The sequence below is a fragment of the Paenibacillus sp. FSL H8-0283 genome (genome assembly GCF_045040675.1).
Taxonomy (GTDB): domain Bacteria; phylum Bacillota; class Bacilli; order Paenibacillales; family Paenibacillaceae; genus Paenibacillus; species Paenibacillus amylolyticus.
The window spans coordinates 1420804-1437600 of sequence record NZ_CP150295.1; the positions used below are offsets into that span (position 1 = coordinate 1420804).

13 protein-coding genes are annotated in these 16797 nt (G+C 47.0%); 8 read left to right on the plus strand and 5 right to left on the minus strand.

All coding sequences use genetic code 11. From position 1 onward, the window contains the following. Positions 1-90 precede the first annotated feature (90 nt). A complete protein-coding gene (locus MHI52_RS06325; RefSeq protein WP_047841902.1) occupies positions 91-885 on the plus strand; it encodes a C40 family peptidase in 795 nt (264 codons plus the stop codon). A gap of 120 nt (positions 886-1005) precedes the next feature. Here the strand turns inward: MHI52_RS06325 and MHI52_RS06330 are convergent, their stop codons facing one another. Further along, positions 1006-1911, minus strand: a complete 906-nt coding sequence (locus MHI52_RS06330) for an ArsR family transcriptional regulator (RefSeq protein WP_036611621.1) — start codon at positions 1909-1911, stop codon at positions 1006-1008. 182 nt (positions 1912-2093) lie between these two features. Here MHI52_RS06330 and MHI52_RS06335 point away from each other — a divergent pair, with 182 nt between their 5' ends. After that, on the plus strand, positions 2094-3599 hold the full coding sequence (locus tag MHI52_RS06335; protein WP_051449607.1) for an alpha-N-arabinofuranosidase: 1506 nt from the start codon (positions 2094-2096) through the stop codon (positions 3597-3599). A gap of 524 nt (positions 3600-4123) precedes the next feature. On the opposite strand, the gene MHI52_RS06340 is transcribed toward MHI52_RS06335, so the two are convergent. Next, complete coding sequence (locus tag MHI52_RS06340; protein WP_405158690.1) at positions 4124-4876, minus strand: MBL fold metallo-hydrolase; 753 nt, start codon at positions 4874-4876, stop codon at positions 4124-4126. A gap of 131 nt (positions 4877-5007) precedes the next feature. Here MHI52_RS06340 and MHI52_RS06345 point away from each other — a divergent pair, with 131 nt between their 5' ends. Beyond that, on the plus strand, positions 5008-5439 hold the full coding sequence (locus tag MHI52_RS06345) for an Lrp/AsnC family transcriptional regulator (RefSeq protein WP_405158691.1): 432 nt from the start codon (positions 5008-5010) through the stop codon (positions 5437-5439). Positions 5440-5473: 34 nt separating this feature from the next. On the opposite strand, the gene MHI52_RS06350 is transcribed toward MHI52_RS06345, so the two are convergent. The 3 genes from MHI52_RS06350 to MHI52_RS06360 form a co-directional block, all read right to left on the minus strand. Then, the gene (locus MHI52_RS06350; protein WP_127547949.1) at positions 5474-5974 is read right to left on the minus strand and encodes a hypothetical protein; all 501 of its coding nucleotides are present in this window, start codon (positions 5972-5974) and stop codon (positions 5474-5476) included. Positions 5975-6078: 104 nt separating this feature from the next. After that, positions 6079-7896, minus strand: a complete 1818-nt coding sequence (locus tag MHI52_RS06355; RefSeq protein ID WP_282319157.1) for an ABC transporter ATP-binding protein — start codon at positions 7894-7896, stop codon at positions 6079-6081. After that, the gene (locus MHI52_RS06360; protein ID WP_076214585.1) at positions 7889-9631 is read right to left on the minus strand and encodes an ABC transporter ATP-binding protein; all 1743 of its coding nucleotides are present in this window, start codon (positions 9629-9631) and stop codon (positions 7889-7891) included. Before MHI52_RS06360 ends, MHI52_RS06355 begins: the two co-directional genes overlap by 8 nt. 361 nt (positions 9632-9992) lie before the next feature. On the opposite strand from MHI52_RS06360, the gene MHI52_RS06365 reads away from it, so the two are divergent. The 5 genes from MHI52_RS06365 (at position 9993) to MHI52_RS06385 (ending at position 16778) form a co-directional block, all read left to right on the plus strand. Then, complete coding sequence (locus MHI52_RS06365; RefSeq protein WP_315371906.1) at positions 9993-10916, plus strand: S-layer homology domain-containing protein; 924 nt, start codon at positions 9993-9995, stop codon at positions 10914-10916. Between the two features lie 934 nt (positions 10917-11850). Then, a complete protein-coding gene (locus tag MHI52_RS06370) occupies positions 11851-12822 on the plus strand; it encodes an ABC transporter permease subunit (RefSeq protein WP_340983239.1) in 972 nt (323 codons plus the stop codon). A 16-nt stretch (positions 12823-12838) separates the two neighbouring features. Beyond that, complete coding sequence (locus MHI52_RS06375; protein WP_036668765.1) at positions 12839-13747, plus strand: carbohydrate ABC transporter permease; 909 nt, start codon at positions 12839-12841, stop codon at positions 13745-13747. Between the two features lie 41 nt (positions 13748-13788). Further along, positions 13789-15384 (plus strand): extracellular solute-binding protein, encoded by a 1596-nt coding sequence (locus MHI52_RS06380; RefSeq protein WP_405158692.1) that lies wholly within the window; start codon positions 13789-13791, stop codon positions 15382-15384. Between the two features lie 107 nt (positions 15385-15491). Continuing rightward, entirely contained in the window at positions 15492-16778 is a 1287-nt protein-coding gene (locus tag MHI52_RS06385) for an alpha-L-fucosidase (protein ID WP_405158693.1), read from the plus strand. Positions 16779-16797 lie beyond the last annotated feature (19 nt).

Genomic DNA, 16797 nt, shown 5'->3' on the forward strand with positions numbered 1-16797 from the left:
GAACGTTATGGATAGCCCGTTTACAATGGGGCAAGCCCGGGAGAACCAAGCCAGGTTAAAATTCTGTAACATCAGGGGGAACTCGACATCATGAACTGGAAAAAAACGATTATTACGGCAAGTGTCACAGCAACGATGCTGATGGGAAGTCTGACGACAGGAGCACTAACGGCACAGGTATCGGCAGCTGCTGTTAACAATTCACAAGTAAAAGTAATTTGGGGCGTAAACCTACGCACAACACCTTCTTCTTCTGCGAAGATTGTTCGCTTGGTCGCTAAAGGGGAAACGGTAACGGTGCTTCAGCAATCCGGTTCGGATTGGTATAAGATTAAGGATTCTGCTAACCGGACAGGCTACATATCTTCTTCATCCAAATACACACAAGCGATTAGTGGCGGCACAAGCGGATCGGGTTCGAATAGTGGTACATCGGTGACCGGCAATGCATCTGTAGAAAAAGTGATTGCAGCCGGAATGAAATATTTGGGAACACCTTATGAGTTCGGAGCCAGTCGTAACAGCACAGCTACTTTTGACTGTTCCAGCTTTGTACGCCAGGCCTTCATTGATGCACTGGGCATCAAGCTTCCAGCGGATTCCCGCAAACAGGGAGATTATGTAAAAGCCAAGGGTACAGTTCAGACGAACTGGAAAAACCTGAAACGCGGCGATCTGATGTATTTCATGTCGTATAAAGGCAGCTCTGCATCATCGTATTCGGGCGTGAATAAATCTAGCGCAACCATTACGCACACAGGGATTTACCTGGGCAACGGCAAGGTATTACATACGTATTCCAACGCTGGCGGTGGTGTAACAACTAGTGATATCTCCGGCAAACACTGGGAGTATCGCTTCCTGTTTGGTGGCAGTGCGCTGTAAGTTAGAACAAGAACTTTCTTAAATAATCTACGCATGTTCATATGCATACAAAACACCTCCCATTCTGCCTTTGACAGGCGACTGGGAGGTGTTTTGGTGTTATTTATTATTTTGAAGAACTCAATCGTGATAGTACAGCCGGAACAGGATATCCTGATTGTAGTTGCCGAATCCCTCGCCATATAAGGTAAGCCCGCCCACATGCTGAGCATCTTCCTCCACCGAAAGACGAAGAGTCCATTGGTTGCGTTCGACCGGGATATCTGCGAGTGTAATGTCGGATAGATGTTGTCCATCAATAAACGTACCCTCATTGGTAATTCGCAGTACCTTGAGCATGCCGTACTGATTGACACTGTCACTCCACCATTCCGGGGTGAACATGCCACGTCCGTTGCCTGAATCTCCAGGGCTTGTCCATTCCCCTAATCGGATGCCATTCAGCATGAATGTAATATCCGAGGGCCAATTTGGATTCACCGAAGGGGCTTCTGATCCGATTTCGAGGGCCAGTTCAATGGCATTGATCTGCTGTCCGGATAAGATATAGTTTGGAATTTTGTACTCCACAAATCCACGGCCAAACCACAGAATATGCGCATGCATCCGCTCGGGGTCGAGAAAATAACGAGGGTCATCATACTGTCCGATAACATGATTGGATGTAGCCAGACCACATGTCGGATAGACGTCAAAGTGAGTATAGTGTCCCACAGGGACGGAAACCTCGTGAAGCTTGCGGGCTGTCCCGCTTTCCTGCGGCATGGAGATGCCAATCCAGTCTACAGCAAGGCTGTTCATTTTATGTGTGCCGCCGTCTTTGCGTATCATTTTGGACTGAATAATGCCCACATCCTGAAGTTTGCGGACATGCATGGTCACGATGGCACTACTCAGACCCAGTGAAGCAGCAAGGTCTTTCACATTCATCGGAGTCTCTGCAACAAGGCGGATGATCTGTAGACGGACTTCACTGGCAAGTGCTTCATATAGGGGTAGCCATTCGGCATCGGTATTTGCTCTGATCACAGTTGTTCCTCCATTTTATCTGTATAGAATTAAGTTAAACATAAATTCAGTAAAAAGAATAACATTTTGCAAAATTCAGGTTGAAATTAAGGCTATAATCGATTTTAATATAAATATGAACGTTGATCCATAGAATATCAATTAATTTTTATATTAATCTTAGGGAGTTGAAATTCATTATGGAAAAAGCAAAAATGACGGTTGATAAAGATTTTACTATTGGTGTAGTGGATAAGCGCTTGTACGGATCATTTATTGAGCATCTGGGACGTGCCGTCTATGGCGGGATTTACGAGCCGGGGCATCCATCAGCGAATGAACAGGGTTTCCGCACGGATGTGCTGGAGATGGTCAAAGAGTTGAATGTACCGATTGTACGTTATCCTGGAGGTAATTTTGTATCCGGTTACAATTGGGAAGATTCGGTTGGACCTGTGTCAGAACGCAAACGCAGACTGGAACTGGCCTGGAGAACGATTGAGACCAATGAATTTGGTTTCAACGAATTCGTGGACTGGGCAAAACAGGCTAATTCTGAAGTCATGATGGCCGTTAATCTGGGAACACGGGGTACGGATGCAGCTCGCAACATTGTGGAGTACAGCAACCATCCGGAAGGTTCGTACTATAGTGATCTTCGCATCAAGCATGGATACAAGCAGCCGCATGCGATCAAAACATGGTGTCTGGGCAACGAGATGGATGGTCCTTGGCAGATTGGTCACAAAACGGCAGAAGAGTATGGACGGTTAGCAGTTGAAGCGGCAAAAGTCATGAAGTGGACGGACCCGACGATTGAGCTGGTAGCCTGCGGAAGTTCGAATCTGAATATGCCATCGTTCCCGGAATGGGAAGCAACGGTGCTGGATCATACGTATGATCACGTGGAGTATCTGTCCTTGCATCAATACTACGGCAATCAAGAGCAAGATACGCCAACGTTCCTGGCACGCTCGCTTGAAATGGATCGTTTTATCGATACCGTGAAGGCGACTTGTGATTATATCAAAGCGAAGAAACGTAGCAAAAAGACGATGTATCTGTCCTTTGATGAGTGGAATGTATGGTATCACTCCAATGAAAATGATTCGAAGATGGACCCTTGGCAGATTGCTCCGCCACAGCTTGAGGATATCTACAATCATGAGGATGCACTGCTTGTTGGATGTATGTTGATCAGTATGCTCAAACATGCGGATCGGGTTAAAATGGCTTGTCTGGCACAACTCGTTAACGTAATTGCACCGATCATGACAGATACGGGCGGTGGTTCATGGAGACAGACAATCTTCTATCCATTCATGCATACGTCCCTCTTCGGGCGTGGAACAGCATTGGTGCCATTGATCCAGTCTCCAAAATACGATACAAAACAAATCACAGATGTACCTTATCTGGAAGCTATTGCGGTTCATAACGAAGAGCAGGGTGAAGTGACTGTATTTGCAGTCAACCGTCATCTGGAAGAATCCCTTCCGCTCGAAGTGGACCTGCGCAGCTTCGGGAAGTGTACCGTGATTGAGCATATCGTGCTGGAAAGTGATGATCTCAAAGCATCTAATACGGCAGCACAACCAAACCGCGTTGCTCCTCATAATCGCGGGGGTGCAGTTGTATCTGATACCCTGATTACGGCGAGCTTGGCAAAAGCATCATGGAACGTGATCCGTTTGAAAGTCCAGTAAGAGATAGCATAAAGGGATGGGACACGTGAGAGCGCAGTGGCAGGCATGATGCCCGAGAGGGAAGCCAGCGAACAGCGGATTAGCGTGTTCTTTCAATCAAAAAAGCTGGGTGCGAGTTCATCGCATCCAGCTTTTTTTTCGTTGTATTTTATAGGAAAAAGGAAGGCATGGGAGGCATGAGTAATGAAGTGGCAGACAAGGTAGCATATAAATTAGGTAATGGCGTGTGTTGAAAATGAAGTGCACAGTCCTGTCATACGCGCTAACGAACCTGGGACACCTTATTGTGCCGATTATCGTTATAGTAGATATTTAACGAATCGGAGACACGTTATCCTTGCAAAAAGACGGATGAATCTCGGTAAAAGCATGCCCAGAGCGGAAATAACGTGTCTCCGATTCGTTAGGATATCAGATTAGCCAAAAACAGACTAATAACGTGTGCTGAGTTCGTTACAATCCACCCACCTGTGTGAAAAGGTTAATTCTCTTCCGCTTTGATTCAGCGTAGCTTCCGCTTCAATTTAAAACTCAAAACTTTCACCGTCACGTGGGATGAGCACCTGACCATCCAACTGCTCGGATGCCAGATAAGTCGCAAGATCCGTACGAGACATCACACAATGGTTAATCGCATCCATGTGCACAGCGATGACATGAGCAGATGGCGCATGGCGCTTCACGGCGACAACGTCAGGCCCATCCATTGTAATGGGATCACCCTCCACGAAGCGTGCACCTCCGGCATTTACGACAATAACTTCAGGCGTATATTGGCGGATGGCCTCAGCAGGTTCTTCACACCAGATGGTATCTCCAGCGATATAGGTGACAGGTTCTCCATCTGCTTCAAGTACGAAACCGGACACCTTGCCCATACGTTCGCCGATTTCACCTGTGCCATGATGCCCGGATGTACGGGCGAATCGGACAGAGTGATGCTCATGTTTTTCATCTACAGCTGTTACATTCGTGAATCCAGCCTCCAGAAATACATTCTCATCCCCAGGCTGGCAGATCAGGGGAATGTCTTTGCCAAGTTGTTTCGCCGCTGCTTCATCCCAGTGGTCCACATGGGTGTGTGTCACAATCAACAGATCCGGATTCAGATAATCCGTTTCGGTTTCGGGCAAACTCACTCTTGGATTACGTAGCTCATTGGGTGTGTTCGGGAATGCAGGCATGACTTCGGCGTCCATCAACATCGGATCAACGAGAATGTTCAGCCCTCCGTATTCCAGCCACAGTGTAGCATTGCGAATCAATTGGATTTTCATTATATTTGCACTCCTTCGAGTTGTTTAATAGTATTACCCTATATGGTATACAACCCGTTTAACGGCGTACATAACATGATGAATGGAATTAGGCCACGCTAATTTCACCGTGAAAGGATTGCTGAAGCAAGATGAATGAAATGATAGATGACACGGATATACGTATTTTGCAGATTCTGATTCAGGATGCCAAACGTTCTCACAAAGAGATCGGTGAAGAGGTTCATCTCACGGGACAGGCGGTTGGTGCAAGAGTGCGCAAGTTGCAAGATATGGGTGTAATCGAAGGGTACACGGTAAAATGGAACCCGGAACGCCTTGGCCTCGGCCTACAGGCCTTTGTCACAGTTTTCTTGAACTCCGGCGACAGACATGCCGCCTTTCGTACATTCATTGCTGAACGTGAGGACATCGTTGAAGTCCATCGCGTCAGCGGAGAAGGCTGTTATCTGATGAGAGTGCAGACAGGCACCACAGAGCAGCTTGGTCAACTACTTGAAGCGTTGTTGCCTTACGGCAATTACAAAGTCAGCCTGTCCATAGGTGTAGAGAAATCACAGTGATGTGTGGGGAGCTTGTCCTCATCCATCCCGGTACTCAACGATCCTGTTTCTGTTCCAGCAAAGTCTCCTGAAGTAAGGACACAGCCTGGTTCAGCTCTTTTTTGCTCAGCAGATGATCTGTCTGAATATGAGACCGTGTGCCGTCCTTTAAGTACAGGACAAACATGGGAGAAGCGGACAGGAGCCACTTGCTGCGGGCAGGTGAGGCGAGTTCGACTTTGCGAATCTGGCTCCAAGCAATCTTACGTTTGCCCGTGCTTAACGCATCATCATCCCAGGATAACAACACGGCAGGGGTTTTGGTTAGTCGTGACACAAACATGAAGAACAGCGGTCCGATCAACCACATACCCAGCACGGCTGCAATGGAATAGTATATGGTCTCCAGTCTTTCGGCTTGTCCGTCCACGATGATCCATAATAAGCTCACGCACAAGAGAAGGAAAAGGAAGCATAAACTTCCCTTCCATAGAGCTGTGCTGCGTTGGTAACGAATCTGCTGATGGTCACGCTTGGGTGTTTCGGGTTGTTGCATGGATGTTCCTCCTAATTAACAATGCTGATCGATATGCCAAACGTGCCGCCTGCATAAGCAGAGCGGCATGTTCAACGTTCTGTATTTACTATAACTCAGGTTCATTACCCTGATATAGCTGAATTTTTACCTGCATCACGCGCATGGGTGTACAAGTCTGCATATACACCTTTGGCTGTGATTAGTTCCTGGTGCGGTCCTTCCTCCACAATCTCACCATTTTCCATCACCAGAATTCGATCGGCATGCATCACCGTAGACAGGCGATGAGCAATGACAATGGTGGTGCGTCCCTGGGATACCGATTCCAGCGCCTGCTGCACAAGCTGTTCCGTGTGTGAGTCCAGATTGGCGGTTGCCTCATCCAGGATGAGCACTCGGGGTTGGAACACCACGATCCGGGCAAATGAAATCAACTGCCGCTCCCCAGCGGATAGTCCGCTTCCACGTTCGGATAGATGTGTATCATATCCGTGAGGCAAACGTGAAATCATCGCATGTGCCCCGACAAACCGGCAGGCCTCAATTGCCTGCTCTCGCGTAATATCCTCACGAAACATTCTCACATTATCAATAATGGAACCGGAGAACAGGAAGGGTTCCTGTTGAATCAGACCCACGATCCGATGAAGCTTAGCCTGCGGCAGATGCCGGATATCGGTACCGTCAATCTCGATACTGCCCTTGTCTACATCATAGAAGCGATTGAGCAGGGAGATCAGTGTGCTTTTACCAGCGCCTGTTGTTCCCACGATACCTACCATTTCACCCGGATAGAGGTGCAGGTTCATCTGTTGGATCAAAGGCCGGTCTGCCCGATAACCAAACGACACATCATTAAAATCAATCTGACCCATCACATTTTTTGGTTCCAGCAAGGAAGCCATACCGGGTTTGGGATCGGCAACTTCAGGCTGTGTATTCAGAATGTTCCAGATGCGATCCATTGATACGGTCGTGGACTGGAATGTATTCCATTGCATCGTAATCTGGTTAATCGGTTGAAAGAACTGACGAATATAGCTGATAAACGCATACAATACCCCGACTTGCAGGGACTCACCCAGTACAGCGCGACCTCCAAGCCAGACCATCATAACCAGTGCCGCATTGCCAAGGATATCAAACGTCCGGTTGAAGATAACATTGGAGCGGGCTTGAGCAATGTTGGCTTTCAGGTGAAGTGCGTTCTGTTCCGAGAAACGTTTCTTCTGTTCTTCCTCTTGGTGAAAAGCCTGAATCAGAAACATACCGGACAGGTTCTCCGCCGTAAATGCGATCAGACGGGAAAGACGCGTACGGGCATTTTGATAAGCTTTTCGCAGTCGACTACGGAATAATACCGCAACCACCGCAATGACAGGCAGAACGATCAGGGAGTATGTCGCCAGCACAGGATCAAGTTGGAACATAAAGACGATAATGAGCACCAGCATCATACCATCCCGAATCAGACTGAGCAGTACTTGAGTGAAAAAGCTGCTGATGGTCTCCGTATCACTGGATACGTTCGTGACCAGACTGCCGATATGAAAACGGTCAAAGAAGGACATGGACATCTTGGAGATATGCTTGAACAGGTCCTTTCTGATCCGGGATACAATGTTCTGACCCACATGCTGCAACAGATTATTCTGGATATAGGTAAAAATAAAACTGATGACAGCCAGCCCAAGAAAGATGGCTGCGAGCTGAACGAGAAAGCCCACACTGGTCTGGCCCACGGCCAGATGATCATCGATGGCGATCTTCACCAGATAGGGTTGCAGCAGATCTGCCGATATGCCGAGCAGTGAGCAGAAGAAGATACCGGCAAAAGCCCATTTATGCGGTTTGGCGTATGCCATCATGGCCTTAAACGAAGTTCGTTTACTCTGATCGGCCTCTGCATCTGGGTGAAGTTCAGCGTTAGTGTTAGACATGATGTAATCCCTCCTCCTGCAAACGGTAGGTGGCCGCATATAACCCCTTGGCAGCCATCAACTGCGCATGTGTTCCCTGTTCAGCGACTCGCCCTTCATCCAGAACGATAATATCGTCCGCATGACGGACCGCGCTGATGCGATGAGAGATGATTAATGTAGTCTTGCCCTTGCCAATCTCGCGCAAACTGCGCAGAATACCACTCTCGGTGACGGCATCAACCGCGCTCATACTGTCATCCAGAATAAGTAACTGTGCTTGTTTGATCAGTCCTCTTGCAAGGCTGGTTCGCTGACGTTGTCCACCAGACAGGGTGAGTCCACGTTCGCCAAGCAGTGTATCGAAGCGATCAGGAAAACGGACAATATTATCATAGATCATGGCTTGCCGTGCACTATGTTCCACTGTATCCAGCGATACTTCCCGGTCGCTAAATGCGATGTTATCTCGGATGGTGGTACTAAACAGGAATCCATCCTGAGGGACATAGGCGATGCGCGATCTTAGACTTTCCAGCGACAGCTGCCGAATATCGGTACCATTGATGCGAATTGTTCCTTCAGGTGGTTCATATGTACGCAGCAATAGCTTAACGAGGGTGCTTTTACCTGAGCCGGTCTTGCCTACAATACCGACCGTTCGCCCGGCACGGATATTGAGTTGAATGTTTTGGAGAGCAGGAGATGAACTGCCAGGATAGGAGAAGGTTAGATTCTCCATGGTGATATCTTGTACGGTTTGGAGCGCTGTGGCTTCAGGAAGTTCACGTACATCTGCTACTTCGCTGAGCAGGTCATTCACCCGCTCCAGTGATGCGCCTGAGCGCTGAACGGTATTAATAACATTGCCGATCTGTTGAAGCGGTCCCATAATAATGCGCAGATATAAGGTTAAGGCGACAAAACTCCCGAGTGTAATAGAATTCTGCATGGTCATAATACCTCCGACAAGCAGAGAAACGACCAATGAGATGGCTCCCAGCAGCGGGAGCAATGCTTGAAACAACGAAGACAGACGAACGAGTCGAAGCTGTTTGCTCTTGATCTCATCGACGGTGGTTCCAAAGCGTGCACGAGCACTGTCTTCGATGGCAAACGTCTTGGTTACGCGAATGCCACCCAGCTGCTCTTCCGCCGATTCCGTCATGGTTGCAAGAGCTTCCTGCACGTCGCGAGAGCGCTTGCGAATCCGCGGACCAAAAAACACGACCAGAAATGGGATCGCCAGCAAAGGGACAACACTGATTAAAATGAGCGTCAACGGAATCCCGCTAAGTAGCATCATGACAATGCAGGACAACAGCAGGAAGGTGGCATTGGTCATGAGTGTCACACCATTGGATATCGCTTCACGTACGGAAGTAACGTCATTCATGACATAACTGAGGAGTTTTCCGTTCCCCTGTTTGGAGAAATAATGTTCGCTAAGTTCGGAAAACTTACTGAATATACGCTCACGCGTCATGAATTCGAAGCGTCGACCGAGCTTCATAATCATGAATTGCCCGGTACCGAACAGCAGATTATACCCGATGGCAATAGCTAGAAGGGACAGGCTGTACCTTACGACCGTCTGCATCTGAAGCGTGTTCTGCATCAACTGATCCGTGAAGCTGCCGAGTATGCGGGGCAAGGATGCTTGCCCGACATTGGAGGCAATAATCAGAAGAACAGCAACCAGATAAACAGGCCAGTTCGACACAACATAACCGCGAAGTAATCCTTTCTTGGACATAAGCGTTGTTCTCCTTTTGTTATAGGTGAAGTCAGTTCAGCAGGTGGAGTCAAGAAAAGGGCCGACACCTGTTATTAGCGCGTCGTGCCCTCTTACTGTATGCGATCCAGTTCGTTGTTTATCCGTCATCCGATAGATTTCTCTATTCTTATTTTTGCGCTAATCCGATGGGATGTCAACGAAGCCACTTAGCAAAAAGCAGGTGATTTAGATTATCGGCGTTGGAGAAGGGTTCTATGCCGTGTTCTCGTGTTGTATTCACCAGATGTCGAAATTACTGAAACATTTTCTAAGGATGCCCCGTCTGTAGGAATGAAGAGGTAAAAAATAGGCTTTACTAATCATATGGAGGTGCCAGGAAATGAAACATAAAAAAGGTTTGGCTGCAACACTTGCGCTCTGCGTTTCTTTGACAGCAGGAGGTGCATCGGTATTTGCTTTCACAGATGTGAAGGATGAAGGTCAGAAGTCGATTGTGGATTCATTGAAATCAAAAGGTATTGTTAGCGGAGTAACAGCGGATCTGTTCCGTCCAGATCTTGCATTGTCCGAGCCACAGGGTGTTCAACTGATTGTGAATGCATTTGGTCTGAAAAATGAATTTGCGGAAGCATCCGCTCAGAATAAAATCAGTCCGGATACGTGGTATGCCGATGCGGTGCAGGCCGCTACTCAGAATGGACTGTCCATTCCGGTTGAAGTGAACCCGCAGGGCAAGATGACACGTGAACTGTTTGTCATTTTGCTGAATGAAGGGATTAACACAACCGGGAATTATCCGGTCATCATGAAGTATAATCTTGTTAAGGACGAAAATAAAATCGGTAAGGACGCCATATCTGCAGTCCAGAACCTGCTGAACATGAACATCATTGAACTGGATAAGGACGGTAACTTCCGTCCAGATCAGTCGCTTACCCGTATGGAGGCTGCAAGCATGATCTTTAATGCACTTGAATTTGTGGATAAACACGGCAATGGCGGCTCAGCAGAGCCAACTCCAACCAATCCAGGTGAAGGCCAACAAGCGATTGTACCTGAAGTAACAACGACAAAGGTTGATGACAAAACAACCAAAGTTAAACTCAGTGCTGAAATGCCGCATCCTGGTTATGGATTGAAGATTGATGATGTGAAATTGGAGAAGGATGGACGCGCTATCGTGCTCTATTCCATTATTCAACCTGATCCAGACATGATGTATCCGATGGTTATCACCAATGTGACTGCAGAAACGGATATCCCAACAGGGTATACAGCAGAAGCTCAACCTTCTGGTAAGTAAATTCACTGCAAACCCTACAAACTGAACATGGTTAAAACGGATGTGTATCTTCCAAACCACTCTCCATACATGTATGGAGAGTGGTTTTTTATTTGAGTTGAAACTGTACACAGGTTTTCATATGATTATTTATATTACATGTAGTGTAATTAATCCTGTCGCTTTTTTATAAAGAAATGGATATCTACTTAGGATGTAAAGCCAGTTCGTGTTAGCGGAATGGCTTTTTTTAATGGTCTTTTCCGAAATATCTACTGTTTTCAGATTCCACACCTTGTGCAAAATTTACATATATGACTCCAAATTACTAGTGTTTATAAGCGTTTATGTATCCTGAAGGCAAAGATAAAAACAACATATATACGAAAGAGGGAGGAGAAATATAGAATAAAGGCAAGCCATTACAGGCTTGTAGTTTGCGAGAGATGTATGATAGATAATATTACATTGTATCACGTCGGTAAAACCTTGAAACCTGCAAACCTTAGAATTCAGTATGATGGCTGTAGACATCAATACCGTGTCCCATGCGTATATGTGGGTTTTGACTTTAAGGTCTGTTTTCTAACCTAAGTTCGGATCTGACATCTTTCAAGTTGATGTGATGAAACTCTCAATGACAACTACAGGAGGGAAATAGGTCAAATTCTACATGTTTTATACCCGCGAAATGACAATGACAAGCTGGCAACAAAAGTGTAAACCCCTGTTGTAACAGTATATTCCGTGATTTTAGAAGTGAAGATGGAAATGGCATATTTACGGATTCGAAAATGATCCATAAACTCAGTATGTAAGCGTTACCAATTAAGAGGGGGAACAGAGCCGCTCGTTATGGAGACGCGGTTCGGAACTCCTTCTTATATTAAAACAGGAGTGCTTCGCTCTTCCTCACAAACGGCCGGATTTTCATTAGAAAAGGAGGAAACAACTGATGCAGCTAAATGGGGAGTCTCCCTCGACGCAAAACTTAACGGTAAACACGATTCCGAATAGCAAGAAAAATAAATTATGGAGAAGGACGATTCGGAACTGGGAGTTGTATCTGTTTATTGCGCCAGCCTTTTTATACTTTCTGATATTCCATTATGGTCCGATGTACGGCATACAAATTGCATTTAAAAACTTTATCCCAACGCTTGGTGTCACAGGAAGCCCATGGGTCGGATTCGATCATTTCATCCGTTTCTTCAATTCGTATTATTTCTGGGATTTACTATGGAATACCCTTAGCATCAGCTTGTATGAGCTGGCTATAGGTTTTCCACTGCCGATTATTCTGGCGTTATCGTTCAATGAAGTGAAGGATTCCTTCTTCAAGCGTACTGTGCAGACCGTCACGTATGCACCGCATTTCATTTCGGTCGTGGTGATGTCGGGGATGATCATTACCTTTTTATCACCCTCGTCAGGCATGATTGTCAATTTGGTACAGGCCCTTGGATTCCAGGCACCTCAATTCCTGACGGACCCTGCGTGGTTCAAGACAGTGTATGTACTATCAGGAGTCTGGCAAAGTGCAGGCTGGGGCACCATTATATACCTTGCCGCTTTATCGGGTGTGGACCCGCAACTGCATGAAGCGGCTGTGGTGGATGGTGCGAGCCGGTTCAAACGGATTTTGCATATTAACATTCCAGCGATCATCCCTACGATCACCATCTTGTTAATTCTGAATATGGGCAGTATTCTGGGCGTCGGATTCGAGAAAATCCTGCTGCTGCAAAATCCGCTGAACATGGGCTCGTCCGATGTCATCTCAACATTTGTCTATCGATCCGGTCTGGTCGATGCGCAGTACAGTTTCTCTACGGCGGTGGGATTGTTCAACTCCGTAGTGAATGCGATTCTGCTTATTACCGTGAATCAGATTGCACGCCGCACCAGTGAAAACAGCCTATGGTAAAAGGAGGGGAATATACATGTCATCCGCTGTGAAAGAAAGTAGAAGTGATAAATTGTTCTTATTGTGTAATTACATCTATCTGACGGTAGCGCTCGTCATTGTGCTGTATCCGCTGTTATACATCATCAGTGCTTCAATCAGTGATCCCAAATATGTAGCCTCCGGTGAGATGTGGCTGCTTCCAAAAGGGATTACGTTTGAAGGTTACGCCCGGGTGTTTGAGAACACCAACATCTGGATTGGGTACAAAAATACGATTATCTATACCGTTGTAGGCACCATCGTTAACCTGATTGTTACACTACCGGCAGCCTATGCGCTCAGCCGCTCGGACTTTGTGGGACGCGGATTCTTCATGGCGATGTTTATGGTAACGATGTTCTTCGGCGGAGGGCTTGTCCCAAGTTACCTGCTGGTCAAGGATCTTGGTATGGTGAACAGCATGTGGGCACTTATTCTGCCCGGGGCTGCATCCATCTGGAATATTATCGTATGCCGGACGTTCTTCCAATCGACCATTCCCAAGGAGTTACAGGAAGCGGCGCATATTGATGGGTGTACCAACACCCGGTTGTTCATCAAGATTGTGCTCCCGCTTTCGATGCCAATCATTGCAGTGATGGCGCTCTTCTATGGAGTCGGACACTGGAACAGCTATTTTAGTGCCATGATCTATCTGAATGATTCCTCCAAGTACCCGCTACAGCTCTTTCTGCGCCAGATTCTGGTGCTTCAAGAAATGGCGGCTCAAGGGGGAGGCGCTATCGATACGTCTTCAGCCACGGCGATGAATACCAAAGCGGAGATCGCTGCACTGGTTAAATATGCCGTCATTATTGTTGCCACCCTACCTGTCATTGCGGTGTATCCATTCCTCCAGCGTTACTTTGTACAGGGTGTTATGATCGGTTCCGTTAAGGGATGATCTTAATCCATATACCACATTAAACAAGGGGAGTTGTTGTTATGAAAAAGCTTCGCAAGGCTTCATCCATTACACTCTGTCTCACCTTATTCGCAACATTGCTTGCAGCTTGTGGTTCAACCAATGAAGACGGAAGCACGACCACCAAAGTAGAGGGGGTCAAAAAAGAAGGTTTCCCCATTGTAGACAAAACGCTAACGTTAAAGGTCATGTCCCAGGATGCGGGCGTAGCCGACTGGAGCACGATGCCTGTGCTGCAAGAAATGGAGAAACTGTCGGGCATCAAGCTGGAATACCAGCTCTCACCAATCGACAGCTTTGAAACGAAGAAAAATCTGGTTTTCGCGAGCGGAGACTTGCCGGATATGTTCTATGCTGCGGACCTCAAGCCAGCCGAACAGGTGACTTATGGAAGCCAGGGCATCCTGATCCCGTTGGAAAAATACATTGACGAAGGTTACGCCCCAAATATCAAAAAGATTCTCGATGAGAACCCGGATGTCCGCAAATCATTTACAACACCTGATGGGCATATGTATGCACTCCCATTCATTGATAAAGCCGCCGTGTGGTATAGAGGCCCAATGTGGTACAACGGGGAATTCTTGAAGGCACTTAACGTAGAAGAGCCCAAGACTACGGAAGAATTGTATACGTATCTCAAGCGTGTAAAAGAAGAAGATCCCAATGGCAATGGCCAGCAAGATGAAATTCCACTTACTTCTGTAAAACTGGATGATCTTCGCATGTTTTTCTTCGGCTTCTGGGGAATGTACAACGAAGGCATCTATTCCGATAAAGACGGTAAAGTTCACTATCCTTATCAAGAAGAAGGTTACAAAGGTTATCTTACATTCATGAACCGCTTGTGGAAGGAAGACTTGCTGGATCATGAGACCTTCTCTCAAACAGGTGATCAGAAAAAAGCTAAAGGTGAAAGCAACAAACTTGCACTGTTCAACGATTACCATCCATACTTCACGCTCGGTGGTGAACCCAGCACGGATCATCCGCTAATGACACCCGTGAAGAGCGAGGTGGCAGACTCTCCGGTATACGGCAAGCATCCGGGCATGTCGGCTCGGGGTACCTTTGCTGTTACAAGCAGCAACCCGTCACCCGAGGCGACGATGCGATGGATCGATTACTTATACAGTTATGAAGGTGCGACACTGTTCAATCAAGGTCCGGAAGGTGTGCTGTGGAAATTCAAAGACAAGGAAAATCACGTGAAAGAGTGGCTCCCCGTTCCTGGCGGCGGGGATCGTGAGGAATACCGCGGTAAAATCACGCCGAACTTTGGTATCTTGACACCGGGTATTAATGATCCGGATGTAGCGAAGGGTCTTCGCACCGAATTTGATGAGTGGATTGACACGCAAAATCAAGAGAAGTTGGTACCTATCGGAAAAGCACCATTTCCTAACGTTTATTTGACAAATGAAGAGCAAAGCGAAGCAACCGCTCTATTGTCTGACTTGGATACGTACGTTAAACAGATGGAAGCGAAGTTTGTGACCAGCCAGGAACCACTTGAGAACTGGGATAAGTACATTGCACAGATGGAGAAAATGGGCAGTGACCGTATCATCGAACTGTATCAGGGGGCATATGACCGCTGGAATTCGGGGCAATAAAGCCTATCGAGGTACATCCCATGCAGAAAGAGAGCAGTTAGCTTCAATATTGTTAGCTGCATTAAATTTTTCGCATATAAGAATTCTCGCGGGAGGTGTGAACCGTTATGCAGAAATGGTTTGAAGAAGCCAAACTGGGGATATTCATTCACTATGGCATCTATGCGGTGGACGGGGTTGCGGAATCCTGGTCCTTCTATAATGGCAGGATATCCTATGAAGAATATATGAAACAGTTGGATGGTTTTACGGCATCGGAATTCAATGCGGAGAAGTGGGCGGAATTGATTGAGAAGTCTGGTGCCCGGTATGCCGTATTAACAACGAAGCATCATGACGGCGTTGCTCTATGGGATACGCAATATAGTGATCTCAATGTTGTCAAACAGACACCAGCGAATCGGGACATTGTGAAGGAATATGCGGAAGCGATTCGGGAAAAGGGCATTCATCTAGGGATGTATTACTCACTCATTGATTGGTCACACCCGGATTATCCTAGCGTGTATGAAGGTGGAAAAGTGCCTGAGGATCTCAGCAGTGCCAACCGGCACTCAAGTCCTGTGGACGGCGTTCAAGTTCAGGAAAAGTGGCAGAAGTTCCTGCGATTTAATAACCATCAACTGGAAGAGATTTTAACAAATTACGGAAAGGTGGATCTGCTGTGGTTTGATGGGGACTGGGAACGGAGTGCCGAGCAGTGGAATCTGCCGGAGTTCAAGCATTATCTGCAATCTTTTAACCCGGATATCATCATCAACTCCCGCCTTCAAGGTTATGGGGATTACAAAACGCCTGAGCAAGGCATTCCGATCACAAGACCGGAGGGACCCTGGGAATTCTGCACCACGATCAATAGATCTTGGGGTTATGTGCCAACAGATCATAAATACAAATCGTTAAATCAGATCATTCGAATGTTCTGCGACTGCATTTCGATGGGCGGTAATATGTTGCTGGATATCGGTCCGCGTGAAGATGGCACCATCGATCAGAGGCAGGAGGATATTCTGCTTGGACTGGGAGCTTGGATCCGAACCCATGAAGAGGCCGTCTTTGGCACGGGTGAAGGCATTATGCCTCGCTATTATCTGGGGGGAAGCACTGTATCCGAGGATCGAAAGACGCTGTACCTGTTTGTGTATGACGATCCAAAAGAGAATGTGTGCATCAAGGGTCTCTGCAATCCAATCAAGAAAATTACCGTGCTGCATTCGGGCAAAGAGCTTAATCATGAGATTCATGGGGGCGTGCCTTGGTTCAATATCCCGGGGACAACGTGGATCAAGATGACCCCGGAGGACACGCATGAACAGGTGACCGTTCTTAAGCTCGAATTTGATGAGGAGCTGGAAATGTACGGCGGCTCTGGGGCCGTTGTCACCCATAACTAACCATTACGGGGAGGGCGTG

Coding starts and splice junctions, on each gene's coding strand:
- MHI52_RS06355 (WP_282319157.1), bottom strand. CDS start 7,896: ATGTCTAACACTAACGCTGAACTTCACCCAGATGCAGAGGCCGATCAG.
- MHI52_RS06365 (WP_315371906.1), top strand. CDS start 9,993: ATGAAACATAAAAAAGGTTTGGCTGCAACACTTGCGCTCTGCGTTTCT.
- MHI52_RS06345 (WP_405158691.1), top strand. CDS start 5,008: ATGAATGAAATGATAGATGACACGGATATACGTATTTTGCAGATTCTG.
- MHI52_RS06325 (WP_047841902.1), top strand. CDS start 91: ATGAACTGGAAAAAAACGATTATTACGGCAAGTGTCACAGCAACGATG.
- MHI52_RS06375 (WP_036668765.1), top strand. CDS start 12,839: ATGTCATCCGCTGTGAAAGAAAGTAGAAGTGATAAATTGTTCTTATTG.
- MHI52_RS06370 (WP_340983239.1), top strand. CDS start 11,851: ATGCAGCTAAATGGGGAGTCTCCCTCGACGCAAAACTTAACGGTAAAC.
- MHI52_RS06380 (WP_405158692.1), top strand. CDS start 13,789: ATGAAAAAGCTTCGCAAGGCTTCATCCATTACACTCTGTCTCACCTTA.
- MHI52_RS06340 (WP_405158690.1), bottom strand. CDS start 4,876: ATGAAAATCCAATTGATTCGCAATGCTACACTGTGGCTGGAATACGGA.
- MHI52_RS06360 (WP_076214585.1), bottom strand. CDS start 9,631: ATGTCCAAGAAAGGATTACTTCGCGGTTATGTTGTGTCGAACTGGCCT.
- MHI52_RS06350 (WP_127547949.1), bottom strand. CDS start 5,974: ATGCAACAACCCGAAACACCCAAGCGTGACCATCAGCAGATTCGTTAC.
- MHI52_RS06335 (WP_051449607.1), top strand. CDS start 2,094: ATGGAAAAAGCAAAAATGACGGTTGATAAAGATTTTACTATTGGTGTA.
- MHI52_RS06385 (WP_405158693.1), top strand. CDS start 15,492: ATGCAGAAATGGTTTGAAGAAGCCAAACTGGGGATATTCATTCACTAT.